General features: G+C 45.0%; 14 protein-coding genes. 4 read left to right on the top strand and 10 right to left on the bottom strand.

Annotated elements, in window-relative coordinates; genetic code table 11:
• Positions 1-29 precede the first annotated feature (29 nt).
• Positions 30-4208, bottom strand: coding sequence for an ATP-binding protein (locus ICL16_RS18135; protein WP_190830385.1), 4179 nt, complete (start codon positions 4206-4208; stop codon positions 30-32).
• Between the two features lie 59 nt (positions 4209-4267).
• A complete protein-coding gene (locus ICL16_RS18130) occupies positions 4268-4411 on the bottom strand; it encodes a hypothetical protein (protein ID WP_190830286.1) in 144 nt (47 codons plus the stop codon).
• Between the two features lie 207 nt (positions 4412-4618).
• Between ICL16_RS18130 and ICL16_RS18125 the strand changes: the two genes are divergently transcribed.
• Complete coding sequence (locus ICL16_RS18125; protein WP_190830284.1) at positions 4619-5566, top strand: nucleotide-binding protein; 948 nt, start codon at positions 4619-4621, stop codon at positions 5564-5566.
• A gap of 189 nt (positions 5567-5755) precedes the next feature.
• On the opposite strand, the gene def is transcribed toward ICL16_RS18125, so the two are convergent.
• From def to ICL16_RS18110, 3 genes are all read right to left on the bottom strand, one after another.
• Positions 5756-6253 carry a peptide deformylase gene (def, locus tag ICL16_RS18120; protein ID WP_190830282.1) on the bottom strand — a complete coding sequence of 166 codons (498 nt, stop codon included), beginning with the start codon at positions 6251-6253 and terminating at the stop codon, positions 5756-5758.
• Positions 6254-6256: 3 nt separating this feature from the next.
• Positions 6257-7954: an NAD(P)H-quinone oxidoreductase subunit 4 gene (locus tag ICL16_RS18115; RefSeq protein WP_190830280.1), complete on the bottom strand. Its 1698-nt coding sequence runs from the start codon at positions 7952-7954 to the stop codon at positions 6257-6259.
• Between the two features lie 149 nt (positions 7955-8103).
• The gene (locus tag ICL16_RS18110; protein WP_238360822.1) at positions 8104-8967 is read right to left on the bottom strand and encodes a hypothetical protein; all 864 of its coding nucleotides are present in this window, start codon (positions 8965-8967) and stop codon (positions 8104-8106) included.
• A gap of 498 nt (positions 8968-9465) precedes the next feature.
• Here ICL16_RS18110 and ICL16_RS47725 point away from each other — a divergent pair, with 498 nt between their 5' ends.
• A complete protein-coding gene (locus ICL16_RS47725) occupies positions 9466-9657 on the top strand; it encodes a hypothetical protein (RefSeq protein WP_420485286.1) in 192 nt (63 codons plus the stop codon).
• 63 nt (positions 9658-9720) lie between these two features.
• Here the strand turns inward: ICL16_RS47725 and ICL16_RS18100 are convergent, their stop codons facing one another.
• The gene (locus tag ICL16_RS18100; RefSeq protein WP_190830278.1) at positions 9721-10485 is read right to left on the bottom strand and encodes a class I SAM-dependent methyltransferase; all 765 of its coding nucleotides are present in this window, start codon (positions 10483-10485) and stop codon (positions 9721-9723) included.
• A gap of 48 nt (positions 10486-10533) precedes the next feature.
• Here ICL16_RS18100 and ICL16_RS18095 point away from each other — a divergent pair, with 48 nt between their 5' ends.
• The gene (locus ICL16_RS18095) at positions 10534-10746 is read left to right on the top strand and encodes a hypothetical protein (protein WP_190830390.1); all 213 of its coding nucleotides are present in this window, start codon (positions 10534-10536) and stop codon (positions 10744-10746) included.
• Here ICL16_RS18095 and ICL16_RS47720 read toward each other — a convergent pair.
• Entirely contained in the window at positions 10652-10984 is a 333-nt protein-coding gene (locus ICL16_RS47720; RefSeq protein WP_190830381.1) for a DUF2834 domain-containing protein, read from the bottom strand. The genes ICL16_RS18095 and ICL16_RS47720 overlap by 95 nt on opposite strands.
• A gap of 152 nt (positions 10985-11136) precedes the next feature.
• A complete protein-coding gene (locus tag ICL16_RS18085; protein WP_190830276.1) occupies positions 11137-11553 on the bottom strand; it encodes a DUF5367 domain-containing protein in 417 nt (138 codons plus the stop codon).
• A 125-nt stretch (positions 11554-11678) separates the two neighbouring features.
• Between ICL16_RS18085 and ICL16_RS18080 the strand changes: the two genes are divergently transcribed.
• Entirely contained in the window at positions 11679-12311 is a 633-nt protein-coding gene (locus ICL16_RS18080; RefSeq protein WP_190830274.1) for a TetR/AcrR family transcriptional regulator, read from the top strand.
• 25 nt (positions 12312-12336) lie between these two features.
• Here ICL16_RS18080 and ICL16_RS46840 read toward each other — a convergent pair whose 3' ends face one another.
• On the bottom strand, positions 12337-12468 hold the full coding sequence (locus ICL16_RS46840) for a hypothetical protein (protein WP_273038944.1): 132 nt from the start codon (positions 12466-12468) through the stop codon (positions 12337-12339).
• Positions 12469-12652: 184 nt separating this feature from the next.
• Positions 12653-13049 (bottom strand): hypothetical protein (locus tag ICL16_RS18075; protein WP_202895601.1); only part of this gene is annotated, 397 nt, incomplete at its 5' end.

The following is a 13049-nucleotide window of genomic DNA, read 5'->3' as shown; positions in this document are numbered from 1 at the left end:
TAGTATAACAGATTGAATTAAGCCATATTTTAGCTGATCTTAACAGCAGTGCTATCCTTAACGATTAAACCAGCGATCGCCGCTACAAGCATTTCTGGGTCGATTGGTTTAGAAACATGCTGTTGAAATCCGGCTGCTAATGCCTGATTTTGATCGCTTTCCCCGGCATAGGCAGTAAGAGCAATTGCGGGAATCTGCAAACCTTGTGACATTGCCCGAATTTGTTGCATGAGCATATAGCCATCCATTTCTGGCATTCCCACGTCACTAACTAGCACGTCGGGTTTGAGGTGCGCAAGAACCTCCAATGCTGCTCTTGCCGACGGCACAGAGGTGACGCTTGCCCCTGCTTGTTCTAAAATAAAAGCAATTAACTCACGAGTATCTATTTCATCGTCAACTACAAGCACCTGAACATTCGAGAGCGGTAAGGCAGGAAGCGTCAACGATGCATGAATCTGTTCATCTCTCATCGTGGGATCTTCATTTCTTAACAACGGCAATTTGACGGTGAATGTTGCCCCTTTTCCAACACCAGGACTTTCAGCTTGAACTGTGCCTCCATGCAGTTCGACAATTTGCCGAGCAATAGCAAGTCCCAATCCCAATCCACCAAATTTGCGGGTTGTTGCTCCATCTTCTTGCCGAAAGTGTTCAAAAATATAAGGCACAAATTCCGGATCAATGCCTTTTCCTGTATCGGTCACTTGAATTTGGGCATGAGTTTCAGCTATTGTTAATGTTACAATAATCTGACCCCCATTCGGAGTGAATTTGACTGCATTCGATAAAAGATTCCACACCACCTGCTGTAACCGCCCTGCATCTCCGGCGATCGTTCCAACCGTAGGTGAAATTGTCGTTTGAATTTGCAGTGACTTGGCAACTGCTGCTAATCGAACGGTTTCTAAGGCGGCTCTTATCACTGCACCCAGATCCACAGGCATCACATTCAAACTCAGTTTGCCGCGTAGAATGCGAGAGATATCAAGCAAATCCTCAATCAGTTGTACCTGTAGCTTGGCGTTGCGCTCAATGGTTTCCACCGCATAAGCAGTTTTTGCGGCATCCAATTTACCGTTGCGAAGCAAACTAGTCCAACCCAAGATCGGGTTAAGGGGCGTTCGCAACTCGTGAGACAGTACTGCCAAAAACTCATCTTTGATGCGGTTGGCATTTTCGGCGGCTTCCCGTGCGGTTTGTTCTCGTTGCAGGATTTGTTCTCGTTCGGCTTCAATGCGCTTGCGTTCGGTGATATCTTTGAAAAGTATGGCAACTTTTCGGCTTTCCGGCTGCCCAATACGAAATGCATAAACGTCGAACCAACGGTTCATCTCTTGGGAGCCATTCTCAAAGCGCAGAGATTCACCTGTCAGCGCGACTTTGCCGTAAATCTCAAACCAATGCTCTTCGAGATTCGGAACTAGCTGAAGCGCCGTTTTACCCTCTGCCTGCTTGAGTCCCGTTTGTTGCTCAAACGCCGGATTGATTTCCAAAAAGCGGTAATCGAGCGGCATGTCGTTTTCATCAAACAGCATTTCGATGACACAAAAGCCTTCGTCAATGGACTCAAACAAAGTTCGATAGCGTTCCTCAGATCGGCGCAAGGCTTCTTCAACTTGTTTGCGCTCGGTGATGTCAATGATAAATTCCACGCCTTCTTCGTCGTTGAGGCGTGTTGCAGCAAACAGTGCCCACCAGCGTGAGCCGTCTTTGCGGATGTATTCCTTTTCATAAGGAGTTGTGTATCCTTTTGATATAAACTCCTCAACCGCTTGCAGAGAATGCGGCATCCACTCAGGCGGTGTCATTTTGTCCCACCGCACCCTTCCTTGCTCAAAATCCTCACGACTGTAGCCGCTCATGTGGAGAAAAGCGTTGTTGGAATCGATAATACTGCCGTCAATTTTGAAGAAAATTACCCCTACCGTTTCGATCGCCATTGCCTGCTGCAGTCGTTCCTCAGATTTACGCAAAACAACTTCTGCTTGTTTGCGTTGCGCATCTTGGCGCGTTCGTCCGAGTTCCAAATTAGCGGCAACACGGGCAAGCAGTTCGCGAGTGCTAAATGGCTTCACCAAATAATCATCAGCTCCTGCTTCCAGTCCTTCGACTGCCGATTCTTCTCCTGCACGGGCAGACAGTAACAGAATTGGCAGAGCGCGAGTTTTCGGATCGCAACGTAACTGTCGCAATAACTCAAAGCCATCTATTCCTGGCATCATCACATCGGTGAGTATCAAATCTGGCGTGTTCTCTTGCACGCACAAGAGTGCAGTTTCACCATCTGCAACCACTTCCACTTCATAGAACTGGCTGAGGATGCGTTGCAAATAATCCCGCATATCAGCATTGTCATCTACCAGCAGAATTCGGGCAGAGGAGGCTGGGGAGGCTGGGGAGGCTGGGGAGGAATTAACTCCCCCTGCTTCTCTTCTCCCCCTGCTCTCTTCTGGTAGCCAACCTAAAGCTTCCTCAACATAAGAAATTGCACCTGAAGCGGTGGAAGTTTGGGTGCGGTTGGCTTTGAGACGCTCAAGCGGCAAGTGAGCCGTTCCAGTCGGTAACCGGACGGTGAAGGTACTGCCCTGACCTAGTGTACTGTCAACGGCGATCGCTCCACCATGCAGATGGACTAATTCCTGAACCAGCGATAGCCCAATGCCTGTTCCCTCAAAGGTGCGTCCTCGCGCACCCGCGACTCGATGAAACCGCTCAAATAACCGAGGAATTTCTTCTGCTGCAATGCCAGTGCCAGTGTCGCGCACTACCAGTTCTACCTGCTCACCAATTTGGTGTACAGAAACCGCAATTTCTCCCTCAAAGGTGAACTTAAATGCATTTGAGAGCAGATTCAACACAATCTTCTCCCACATTTCGCGATCCACGTAAACGGGTACGGGCATTGGCGGACAATCCACGCTTAATTGCAGTCCTGCTTGCTCAACTGCTGACCGAAAAATACTTGCCAATTCTGCGGTATACGTGGCTAAATCAGTTGGCTCATAACATGCTACGGTACGTCTGGCTTCAATGCGTGAAAAATCTAATAGAGTATTAACGAGCTTGAGCAGGCGTTTTCCATTGCGCTGCACCATTTCTAATTGCGATCGCGCTTTTGCTGGTATAATTCCCTCTAATTCAGTTAATGTCTCCTCTAGTGGAGACAGCATCAGCGTGAGTGGTGTACGAAATTCGTGGCTGACGTTGCTGAAAAAAGTTGTTTTTGCCCGATCTAGTTCTGCCAGTGCTTCTACCCGCTTGCGTTCTTCTTCATAAGCACGGGCATTAGTGAGGGCGGTAGCAACCTGCCCTGCAACGAGTTCTAAAAAATCGCGATATTCCGAACTCAACTCTAGGTAAGGACTTATACCTACCACTAAAAATCCGCTCATGCCCGCTTGCGTTTGGGCAGCGATCGGCAGAATTAGAGCAGTATTGGGTAATTCCGGTTGTGAGAGTGCATTACTCCCATCGGAGCGCAAATTACTCACTAATTGCGGCTGCCCCGTCTGCATCACTTGGGCAAATGCCCATCCACCTATATTCTGACGACAATCGACGGTGGCTAAATTTAGGGGAGATGCTCCTAGTCCGGTTTCACACAAGCGTTGGGCAATCTGCTGACTGTTGAGCAGATACAACAGGGCAAATGGGATATCGGCGCGATTGCTGGTTAAGGTATTAATTGCTACTTGCCCTGCCGCTTGAAGGGTTCGCGCCTCTGTAGTGTTGACTGCCAGTTCACGTAACGTGCGTAGACGGCGATCGCCCAAAACCTTTTGTGTTGTCTCTGATACCGTACAAAGAACTCCGCCTATTTGACCGACTTCATTGCGAATGGCACTGTAGGAAACCGAGAAATACGTTTCCTCGTCGTAGCCGTAGCGACGAATAATGAACCGCGTATCCTCGGACTTGACCGCTTTGCCCGTCTCCCGAACACTTGTAAAGATAGGTTCAAGCGTTTCCCAGACTTCTGACCAGCAATCCCTGAATCTTTGCCCCAATGCTTGCGGATGTTTTATCCCTAAAATTGGTATATAGGCGTCGTTGTAGAACTGTACCAACTCTGTTCCCCAACAAATCAACATGGGAAAAGCCGATTCCAGGCAGATGCTTATTGCTGTTCTTAAGCTATACGACCAACCTTCTACTTTCCCCACCGGTGTTGTCGCCCAATCAAATGTTCTGATGAGTTCCCCCATCTCACTCTCGTTGACGAAGCTGAATTCAGAGACTGGTGTCGATTCTTGAGCCACAATTCCTACTCCCAGGAGTTGACACTATCATAAGACACACCTAAATTGGCAGCCAACTCAACTTGAGAAACCCGAATCAAAGCCACAATCTTTGCTTCCACGACTGTAATTAAGCTTAGTTCTTGGCCATTGGATTTTAATTCTAGCATATGTGATCGATTCTTTGAATAGGGCTTAGTAAGTTGAGGCACTTTTTTTCCGGGTATCTTGCGTATACTGAGAATTAATGATAAAGATAATCATTTTAATCATCTTGTCCAGAAGTTTCACCTGAAACGGGAATGAAGTGACAAAAATGGTAAATAATGATTATCATCTTCGTGAAGATAATTTTTATACATTGAGATTGAATTCAAATGGCTGCTAGTAAGGTTGATGTACCGCATGGTGAACTTGTGATTGCTTTGATGGGCAAAGGAGGGACAGGAAAAACTTTTGTTTCGCTCAGTTTGATCCAATCATTGCAGAGATTGGGAGTGGCAATGATTGTCGCGGATGCAGATCCGAACAGATCGCTTTCGCGCTATCTTAGTTCTCACTATCTTAGCTATGGAGAAAAGGAACTTCAGGAAATTCCGCTGATTACTGAGGCTGAGAAGGACTTTTATGAGTTTCAGGGACTGAGTTCAGAGCAAACTTACCGAGAATTCTACGGCACTCCGTTTGATCGAGTCAAAAAATTCTCCATTTCTCCAAAAGACTCTTTCACCAAGAAGTATGTAAAAACTGTCACTGATGAACTTGCGCTGATGTCAGTGGGAACCATTGCGCTGCGGATGGAAGAACTATACTCCAGCCGTTGTTCTCATGCAACACTTAACCCGTTGAAAGCTTGGTTGGCACTGTGTACAAATGGGGTTGTGGTTCTCGATTGCGGTGGTGGAGAGGATTCAGGACGATTTGGTTTGCCAATAGGTGCTGATGTGGTAGTTGTAGTAGTTGAGGCAACACCTGACTCGGTGGCAATTTCCGAAGATATACGCGCTATTGACGAAGAGTTGGGGATTCCAGTGGTGTATGTTTTAAATAAGTGTCTCAATCACTTTCCAGAAGTGGAGGCATTCGAGTCCAAACACTCAGCCAGCATAGTTGGGAAGATTCCTTTTCTGCCCTCTATCTATGGTAGGAATCCTCTGGATGTATTTGCGCAAGTAGAAGGAATCGCAGGGCAAATTTGCGATCGCATTCTCGCGCAAAAATTAAGTTCTCCTGAGGAGCGATGGGCAAGAGTACTCAGGTGGCAACACAGATTGCAGCGACAACGCGAGATAGTGAAAACTCAACCGTTTAGCTTCGTAAGTTGAACTTTCTAAAATCTCGTTTCCAGGTTCTACCTGGAAATGATAGCCAGAGCGGCTCTGCCGCAAGAAAGCGAGGCGGAGCCTCTCAAAAGGCATTCCCAGTCGGAGACTGGGAACGAGGGACGAGGGACGAGGGAGTCGGAGACTGGGAACGAGGTAGGTAAGCAGGGGTGAAAAGACAATCGCTACCACTTACCTAACTTCAACAGCAGACAAAGGCAGGAGTTTATCTATTAAAAGAATGCCATTGAGATGGTCAATTTCATGTTGGATAACAATAGATAACATCCCATCAGCCATGAGGGAAAAAGCACGATTTTCTCTATCAAAAGCTGAAAGCATGACTTGATTAAATCGCTTGACAATCCCACGCTGCTCTTGAATGCTAAGGCATCCCTCCTCTGAATCAATCAGATATTTTTGGTATACTATTGCTGGATTAACAACGCACAAGATATCCTCAGATTTAATCTCCCCTGTCTTATCACCAGAAATGCGTTTTAAATTGATCACAAAAACCCTTTTTAATTCTCCTATTTGCGGAGCAGATAAACCCATCGACTTATGCTCCAGCATTGTATCAATCAAATCATCAACTAAAGTTTGAAACTCTAGATCAAATTCTTCAACTTTAGTTGAGCGTTGTCTTAATAAAGAATCAGGATGGGAGATAATTGGTTTGACTGCCATAGTTTAGGGATGATTATCAAAGGTAATGCCCGGAACAGTTGCTACTTCAGCGGGGACAGATTTGGGAAAGAAGAATCTATGTGCATATACTTGAGGATTTTCTTGCGCAACTTGAACGTAGGATTGACGCACCTGAGTGTTGACAGCCACAGTCTTCACATCATACATCTGCTGAGCTACTTTGGGATAGACGCCGATACCAATAATCAGCACCAAAAAGCATGCAGCGATAAATACTTCACGCGGCTGAGCGTCTCGATAAACTGCTTGATTAGGTAGGAGACAGTCTGTACCAAAGCAAACCGCACCCTCATCTTCCTGGTTTTCACTAGCTGCATTGTTAATGTCACACTTTAGTTCTGCACCAGTGCCATAAAATACCTGTCGCAGCATGGATAGCAGATATATTGGTGTGAGGATGACTCCCACTGCAGCTAAGAATACCATTACGGTGCAGAAAGTTGAGCTATAGATGTCGCTAGTAGTCACACCAACAAAGACTTGAAGTTCGCTGACAAAGCCGCTCATACCAGGGAGAGCCAGTGATGCCATCGCACCTGCAGTAAACAAGGCAAATACTTTGGGCATCACCTGAGCAATACCTCCCATATTTTCCATTGCCATTGTATGAGTGCGATCGTAAGTAACACCAGCTAAGAAGAACAACATTGCGGCAATCAAACCGTGCGAGAGCATTTGCAGCATTGCACCACTAACACCCACGTCGGTGAAGGAGGCAATACCCAGCAACACAAATCCCATGTGAGAAACAGATGAATAGGCGAGGCGACGCTTCATGTTAGTTTGGGCAAGTGAGTTCAAAGCGCCATAGATAATATTGATTACACCCAGAGTTGCCAGCAATGGTGCAAAGTAAACATGAGCATGATCGAGTAACTCTAAATTGAGGCGAATTAATCCATATCCACCCATTTTTAGTAGTACACCTGCCAAAATCATCGATACAGGAGCAGAAGCTTCTCCGTGGGCGTCGGGCAACCAAGTGTGTAGAGGGAAAATAGCCAACTTAACACCAAAGGCAATTAGTAATCCGGCGTAAAGCAGTAGTTCTAAAGCTAAGGGGTAATTCTTTGCACCAAGTTCGACGATATCAAATGTCATGTTATCGCCCCACAAAGCCATTGCCAACCCTGCCACTAAAATAAATATGGAAGCAGCCGCAGTGTACAGCAAAAATTTTGTCGCCGCGTAACGTCGTTTTTGACCCCCCCAAATGGATACGAGTAGGTATACTGGAACTAACTCCAGTTCCCACATAATAAAGAATAATAGTAAATCTTGAGCGACGAACACCCCGATTTGGGCAGCATACAGCACCAGCATCAGGAAATAAAACAGACGCGGCTTCTGATTAACTTGCCATGCTGCAAACATCGAAAGTGTTGTCACAAATCCAGCCAGCAGTACGAGCGGGGCAGATATTCCATCGACTGAAACTGCCCAGCTTAAACCGATTTGAGGCAACCAAGCATATTTCTCCACAAGTTGAAAAGTCGCGCTGCTCGGATCGTAATGTTGCCAAAAGGTGTAGCACATTAAAACAAAGTCAGCGATACCGACACCAAGGGCATACCATCGCAAGCGCTTGCCATCTTTATCCGGCAGCAGGGGGATGAGCATAGAAGCAACGAGTGGCAGCATAACTATCGCTGTCAGCCACGGAAATTCAAACTCTTTCATGGTGATGAGCAAAAATACTTATTTTTGAATAATATTATTCTATTATGCTTTGTAACGATTTCTTCATCAATTTTATTCGCAGCTGAAGATAGATGGAATTTATTCTCCTCTCAAGATCCCCGACTTCTTGAACAAGTCGGGGATCTTGTTTAACCTACTAAGAAACGAGTAACTGGCACGAATTTATAGAAGGCGTACTCATACCATACAGTCCAAATAAAATCCCTCATCCAAGTAGTGCGCATGTTGGGACGAATTTGGTACTCAAAAGAGGTATCAGTAGCGCCCACCCTTGCCATTGCGTGGTTACACCCACAACCATGTTCTTGGAAAAATCCGTGCTGCGAAGAGATGCTTTGTACCATGAGTTGGATGGGAAACACTTTTTGTCCATGTAAAGAAGCATCCCAAGCACGAGCATTTTTTTTGTCCTCTTCAGAGAATCTTAATGCGCGAACTTCAGAAACTTCTTCTCTATATATAGGCGCAAGGTGTACGTGATAAAAAGAAGCAGGAAGATCATATCCAAATTCTGCAAACAGTGCTTTGCCAATTTCGATAATTTTCTTCCGTTCAGCGTAATCTTCCTGTTCCAAGCATTCCTTCTCAATCAAATCAAAATTTGGATACCTATTGACATCAAAATCTTCTCCATAAAACTTCAGAGTTTCCCAGGCAAGATTGCCGAGTATTTCACAAAAAGCTGGCTTACTGTGCTGAAATTGAGATTCATTGAATAAGTCAAGATCACCACGAGACATTTTGTGAAGAAAAAGTTGTGCCATCTTCACGTATGCTTCTGGATCTGAAAGCTTTGTGTTAGACTTCCCAGCATAAATGTTCTGCCAAGACTGCGGCAGTTGATTCACAGGTATTGCCTGTTCACCTTCGATTAGACATACATCCTCTTCAAAAGGTAACGAATTTCTGATGGTGGCAGACATATCTGCGTTGTTTACCTGACTTGCTTTGTAGCTCTGCTCCATCAGTTTTTCACTTATATTCAATGACATTTATCGTTCCTTTATTGAGTATCAGGGTAAAATGCAACCCAATTGTCTGGTATAATAATAATCATTATCAAGACCATTTTGTATTTTTGTAAAAAAAAGTAATATTGTAGTAGCAGTTCATTAAAAAAGGTACGTAGTTGAGGACAGTTTGGAGGAGGGTTTCCTTCCAAAAGAATCTGTCCGTTGCGCTAAGCACGCTAAAGGGCAACTACGTGAGTAGGTGAAATTAAACATAAAATACACGTTTACGTTTGTTTATTTTTGTAGTGAGCGCTTCAGCGCTCAAGACAAAGATTTTAAGCGCTGAAGCGCTTACTACAATCTTCTATTTATGCCTTGTAACTTACGTAGTTAATACATTAATTTATACCGTTAAAAGCTGTGTATTTACCTCCTAGCCCTTCAACAATAGTTCTTGTATTAGCAATTAGCATTTTTTGGTAAGTATCGCCCTCACGGTTACTGGGAGATGTAATTGCTCATGCAGTTTTACCGGGGTTGGCGATCGCCTTCTTTTTTGGTATCGATATTTTTCTCGGTGCGTTCATCTCAGGTACACTCAGTACCTTAATTATCGCCTGGATTCTAGGGCTATTTCATTCCATACACGATCGCCATGTACTCAAGTACATGGCTCATAGCTCAAGTCCGTTAAAACAAACTGAAAATCAACGATTTAGTCGGTTTTAACGGACTTGAGCTATAAGGAGCCAGCGCTGCATCCGGGTTTCCCGCTACTAGGCGTCTGGCGTCCTAGAACTGAAGTTCTAGGCTGATTGCTGTTGGTTCAGCAAGGTAAATATCGGTACGGTAGACAACACAAACTTTGCCGCTACTATCAGCCGCCTGGGAATGTAGCTTTTGCAATTGGGCGACAAGCTGTTGTTGTTCTCCCCCTGATAGTGGGACAAACCCTTGGCTTTGGGCAAGACCAATCAATCCCGGCAACTCTAACCATTGCTGATACGGAACATTTGTTTGGCGGACTTTCTGGAAGTAGGGACTTTCCAAAAGTGTACTTACCATCGACTCACGAGTTGGTAATCCAGCAATATTATTTGACGCTTGGAAAACTAAGCGTCCCAATTCTTTAGTAAATGGGTCGTCCTCATCCCATATACCCCAAACAAGAGCAAGCCGTCCAGATGACTTTAAGATACGGCGAAACTCTAATAACGAGGTTGGATTAAACCAATGAAAAGATTGAAAACAACTCACTAAGTCAATCGACGCATTACTTAGACCTGTCACTTCTGCTGTCGCACAGAGGAATTCTACCATTGGGTGTCCAGTTGCCGCCAGTCTCATATCGGCATTTGGCTCAATGGCAAAGACTTTTACTTTGCGATCGCCTAACAACCGCGAACCGATACCTGTTCCTGCGCCAATATCTGCTGCAACTAACTGTGATGGGTGGTCAAGTCCTTCTAGGATGGTAGTAATTGCCTCTGCTGGATAGCTTGGTCGATACAGAGCATAATCTGTTGCTCTACCGGAGAACAAACTCGTGGGGTTCATATGGTACATAAGCGTTGCATCGGTTTTTATTTGGTCTTCTCTCATTAAATGCGACTAGGGCGATCGCCTACTTATCCTTATTGTGTCACTCATAATCTCAATACCAACTCCCTGAGTGATAGTTCTAGCAACCTTTGTTTGCAAGCAGCGATCGCCCAGCGCTGTGTTAAGCAGGTTTCGTGGATTGATTTAACTGGATCTCACGCAGTAGCAGGAAAAGGGGCAAACCGAGAGAGACTCCAACAGTCAATGTTGCAATGATCGGCATCCACCAGTGCCGAATTGAATGGCGGTTTCCTTCAGAAATAACGAATATGAGCAACGTGCAGGCAGAGAGTAATACGTCGAACCACGCGAACGCACTCATTCGAGATTGGGAAACCTCAAGGAAAGCCAAGGGAAGATTGAGTCCGTTGTCGGATAACCAAGAAACAAATGGCGTGTAGGGAAGAATGGTTCCGAATACACAGAGAATCGCGTAGAAAACCTTGAGTAACATAGAGAACAATGACTGAAGAAATGGTTGGGACAATGCTAAGAATTGAATCGGCAGCGCAACGCATTCTTCGAGGTGAAAGAACCTGAGTGGAAGCGCTGCCGTGGGTATGCCTTGTGAAGGCACAAAAGTACGCTCAGCAGGTAGATATTTCCTCAAACATGCTTGCGAAGTCCGCTTTGACTCGTGATGACTCCAGTTAGCAACAAGATTGCATATCCCCAAAGCAGCCATGCTCCATACGGACCATCTGCCCAAGGCGACATATTGGGGAACACCTGCGCAAAGAAGTACGTAGTTAGAACATCGAGCAGCATTCCAGGAATTGCCAGACAAATCGCAACATCCCTGCGCTGTTGAGGCTGTACCTTCTGCCAACGAAAGATGCCATAAACGATTAGTGGCCAGAAAGAAAGCGACCATAGAAAATTAAGGCTCATGAGTAGGCTATTACTGGGGATGAAAAAGGTGTGTCCCCACAGTCGCAGAATCAATGTTGCAATCAGCCAGATGAGAAAGCTGAGTAAAACGAAAAATCCGTATGAGATTTGCTGATCATGACTTCCAGTCATGACCGATTTGGTTGCAGTTTGCATAGATTTCTCCGTCAAAAGTGCTATAAGTGGTAAATGCGAGATTAACCTCGTATTTAAAATATACGAGAAAAACCTCGCGTTTGTCAAGAGAAATTTAAGTTATGGCTGAAGTACCCCATCAAGAACCGTTGTGGCGCTTACCGAAACAAGCGCGAAGCCGGGAGCGATTTAATCGAATTTTGGATGCGGCGGCTGAGTTGTTTGCCCAGATTGGCTACGAATCTGTAACAACCGATGAAATCGCAGCGCGAGCAAATACCTCTGTTGGAGGACTCTACCGTTTTTTCCCAGACAAGGTGGCGGTCTTTCATGCGTTGGTCGATCGCTATCTCAACCAACTTAGAGAACTGTTTTCAACCCTTCATACTGACGAAACCACGCAAATGGCGCTCGAAGCTTACATTAGTCTAGTGGTGGATGCCTTTGATCAATTTGTGACAGCAAATCCTCCCTTCCGATCTGTATTTGTGCAATCTCGCCTTGTGTCTACGGAGATTCTGGCAATGGACACGGCGTTTAATCAGGAGATTGCACAGCAATTATCCGCCTTTTTTGCAGCCCGTAATCCGGTGCTGGATCAAAGTCAAAGAGAGTTGTTGGCAACGGTAAGTGTTGAAGTCGCCAGTGCCATGGAAATTCTCTCGCTGACTCGCGATCATCATTTCCAACATCAGGTTCTGACTGAAACCAAAAAACTATTGATTGCCTACTTACGTCAATATTTCCCAGATTAATTCTGCTCCTAGATTAAGTTGCGATTCACAGATAGAAAATCAAACGATGATTCGCGCTTAAGCGCTCTGTGGCTACTGCTGTAATTAGCTTGGGATTAATTGTTGTTTCTGCAAAAATCGTTGGTACTGGGTTGGAAGTTGCTTTAATCAACTTCATAAAACCTGGTTCAAAATCATAACCGCCGGATCAAATTAACTTTGCGCAAATTGCATATGTACCACAAAGATCGCAAATTGACTGAGATTATCCAATTAAGGTAAAAGAAGTGAGCTAGGAAGTAGGTCTTGGTTTAAACTTCAACCAAGACCTACAGGAATATCAAATTGTGATCAATTCTAAGTTAGATCTCAGCAATCACACTGTTAAGTTCAAGTACATGATTCCCGTGCAATTGAGTAATCCCGTCTGGAGTAATGGTTACTGTATTAGTAAAGGAGAAAGGAATGTTTGAATTGGGTGCCACACCCAATGTAATAGTCAAGGAGTCCAGAACAGAGGACAATCCTAAATCAGAGAAAGTCTGCTCAGATACATTTCTGTTAATGACTTCATAGAAGTCATTCGGATTTCGAGAATTCGTCAGCTTATCTTCGACAAACTCAGCCACAGGTAAGATATTGCGGAACTGAGTATTGTCTACTCCGGCTTTGTAGTCTAAGCTCACACTGACGTTGGCTACAGCTGACTGTGCCGGAATCAAAACATCTTTTAATTCAAAGGAAACTAATGTGTCTGTT

It is taken from the genome of Iningainema tapete BLCC-T55 (assembly GCF_014698965.1).
Classification (GTDB): domain Bacteria; phylum Cyanobacteriota; class Cyanobacteriia; order Cyanobacteriales; family Nostocaceae; genus Iningainema; species Iningainema tapete.
This window is presented reverse-complemented; position numbering and strand designations above follow the sequence as displayed.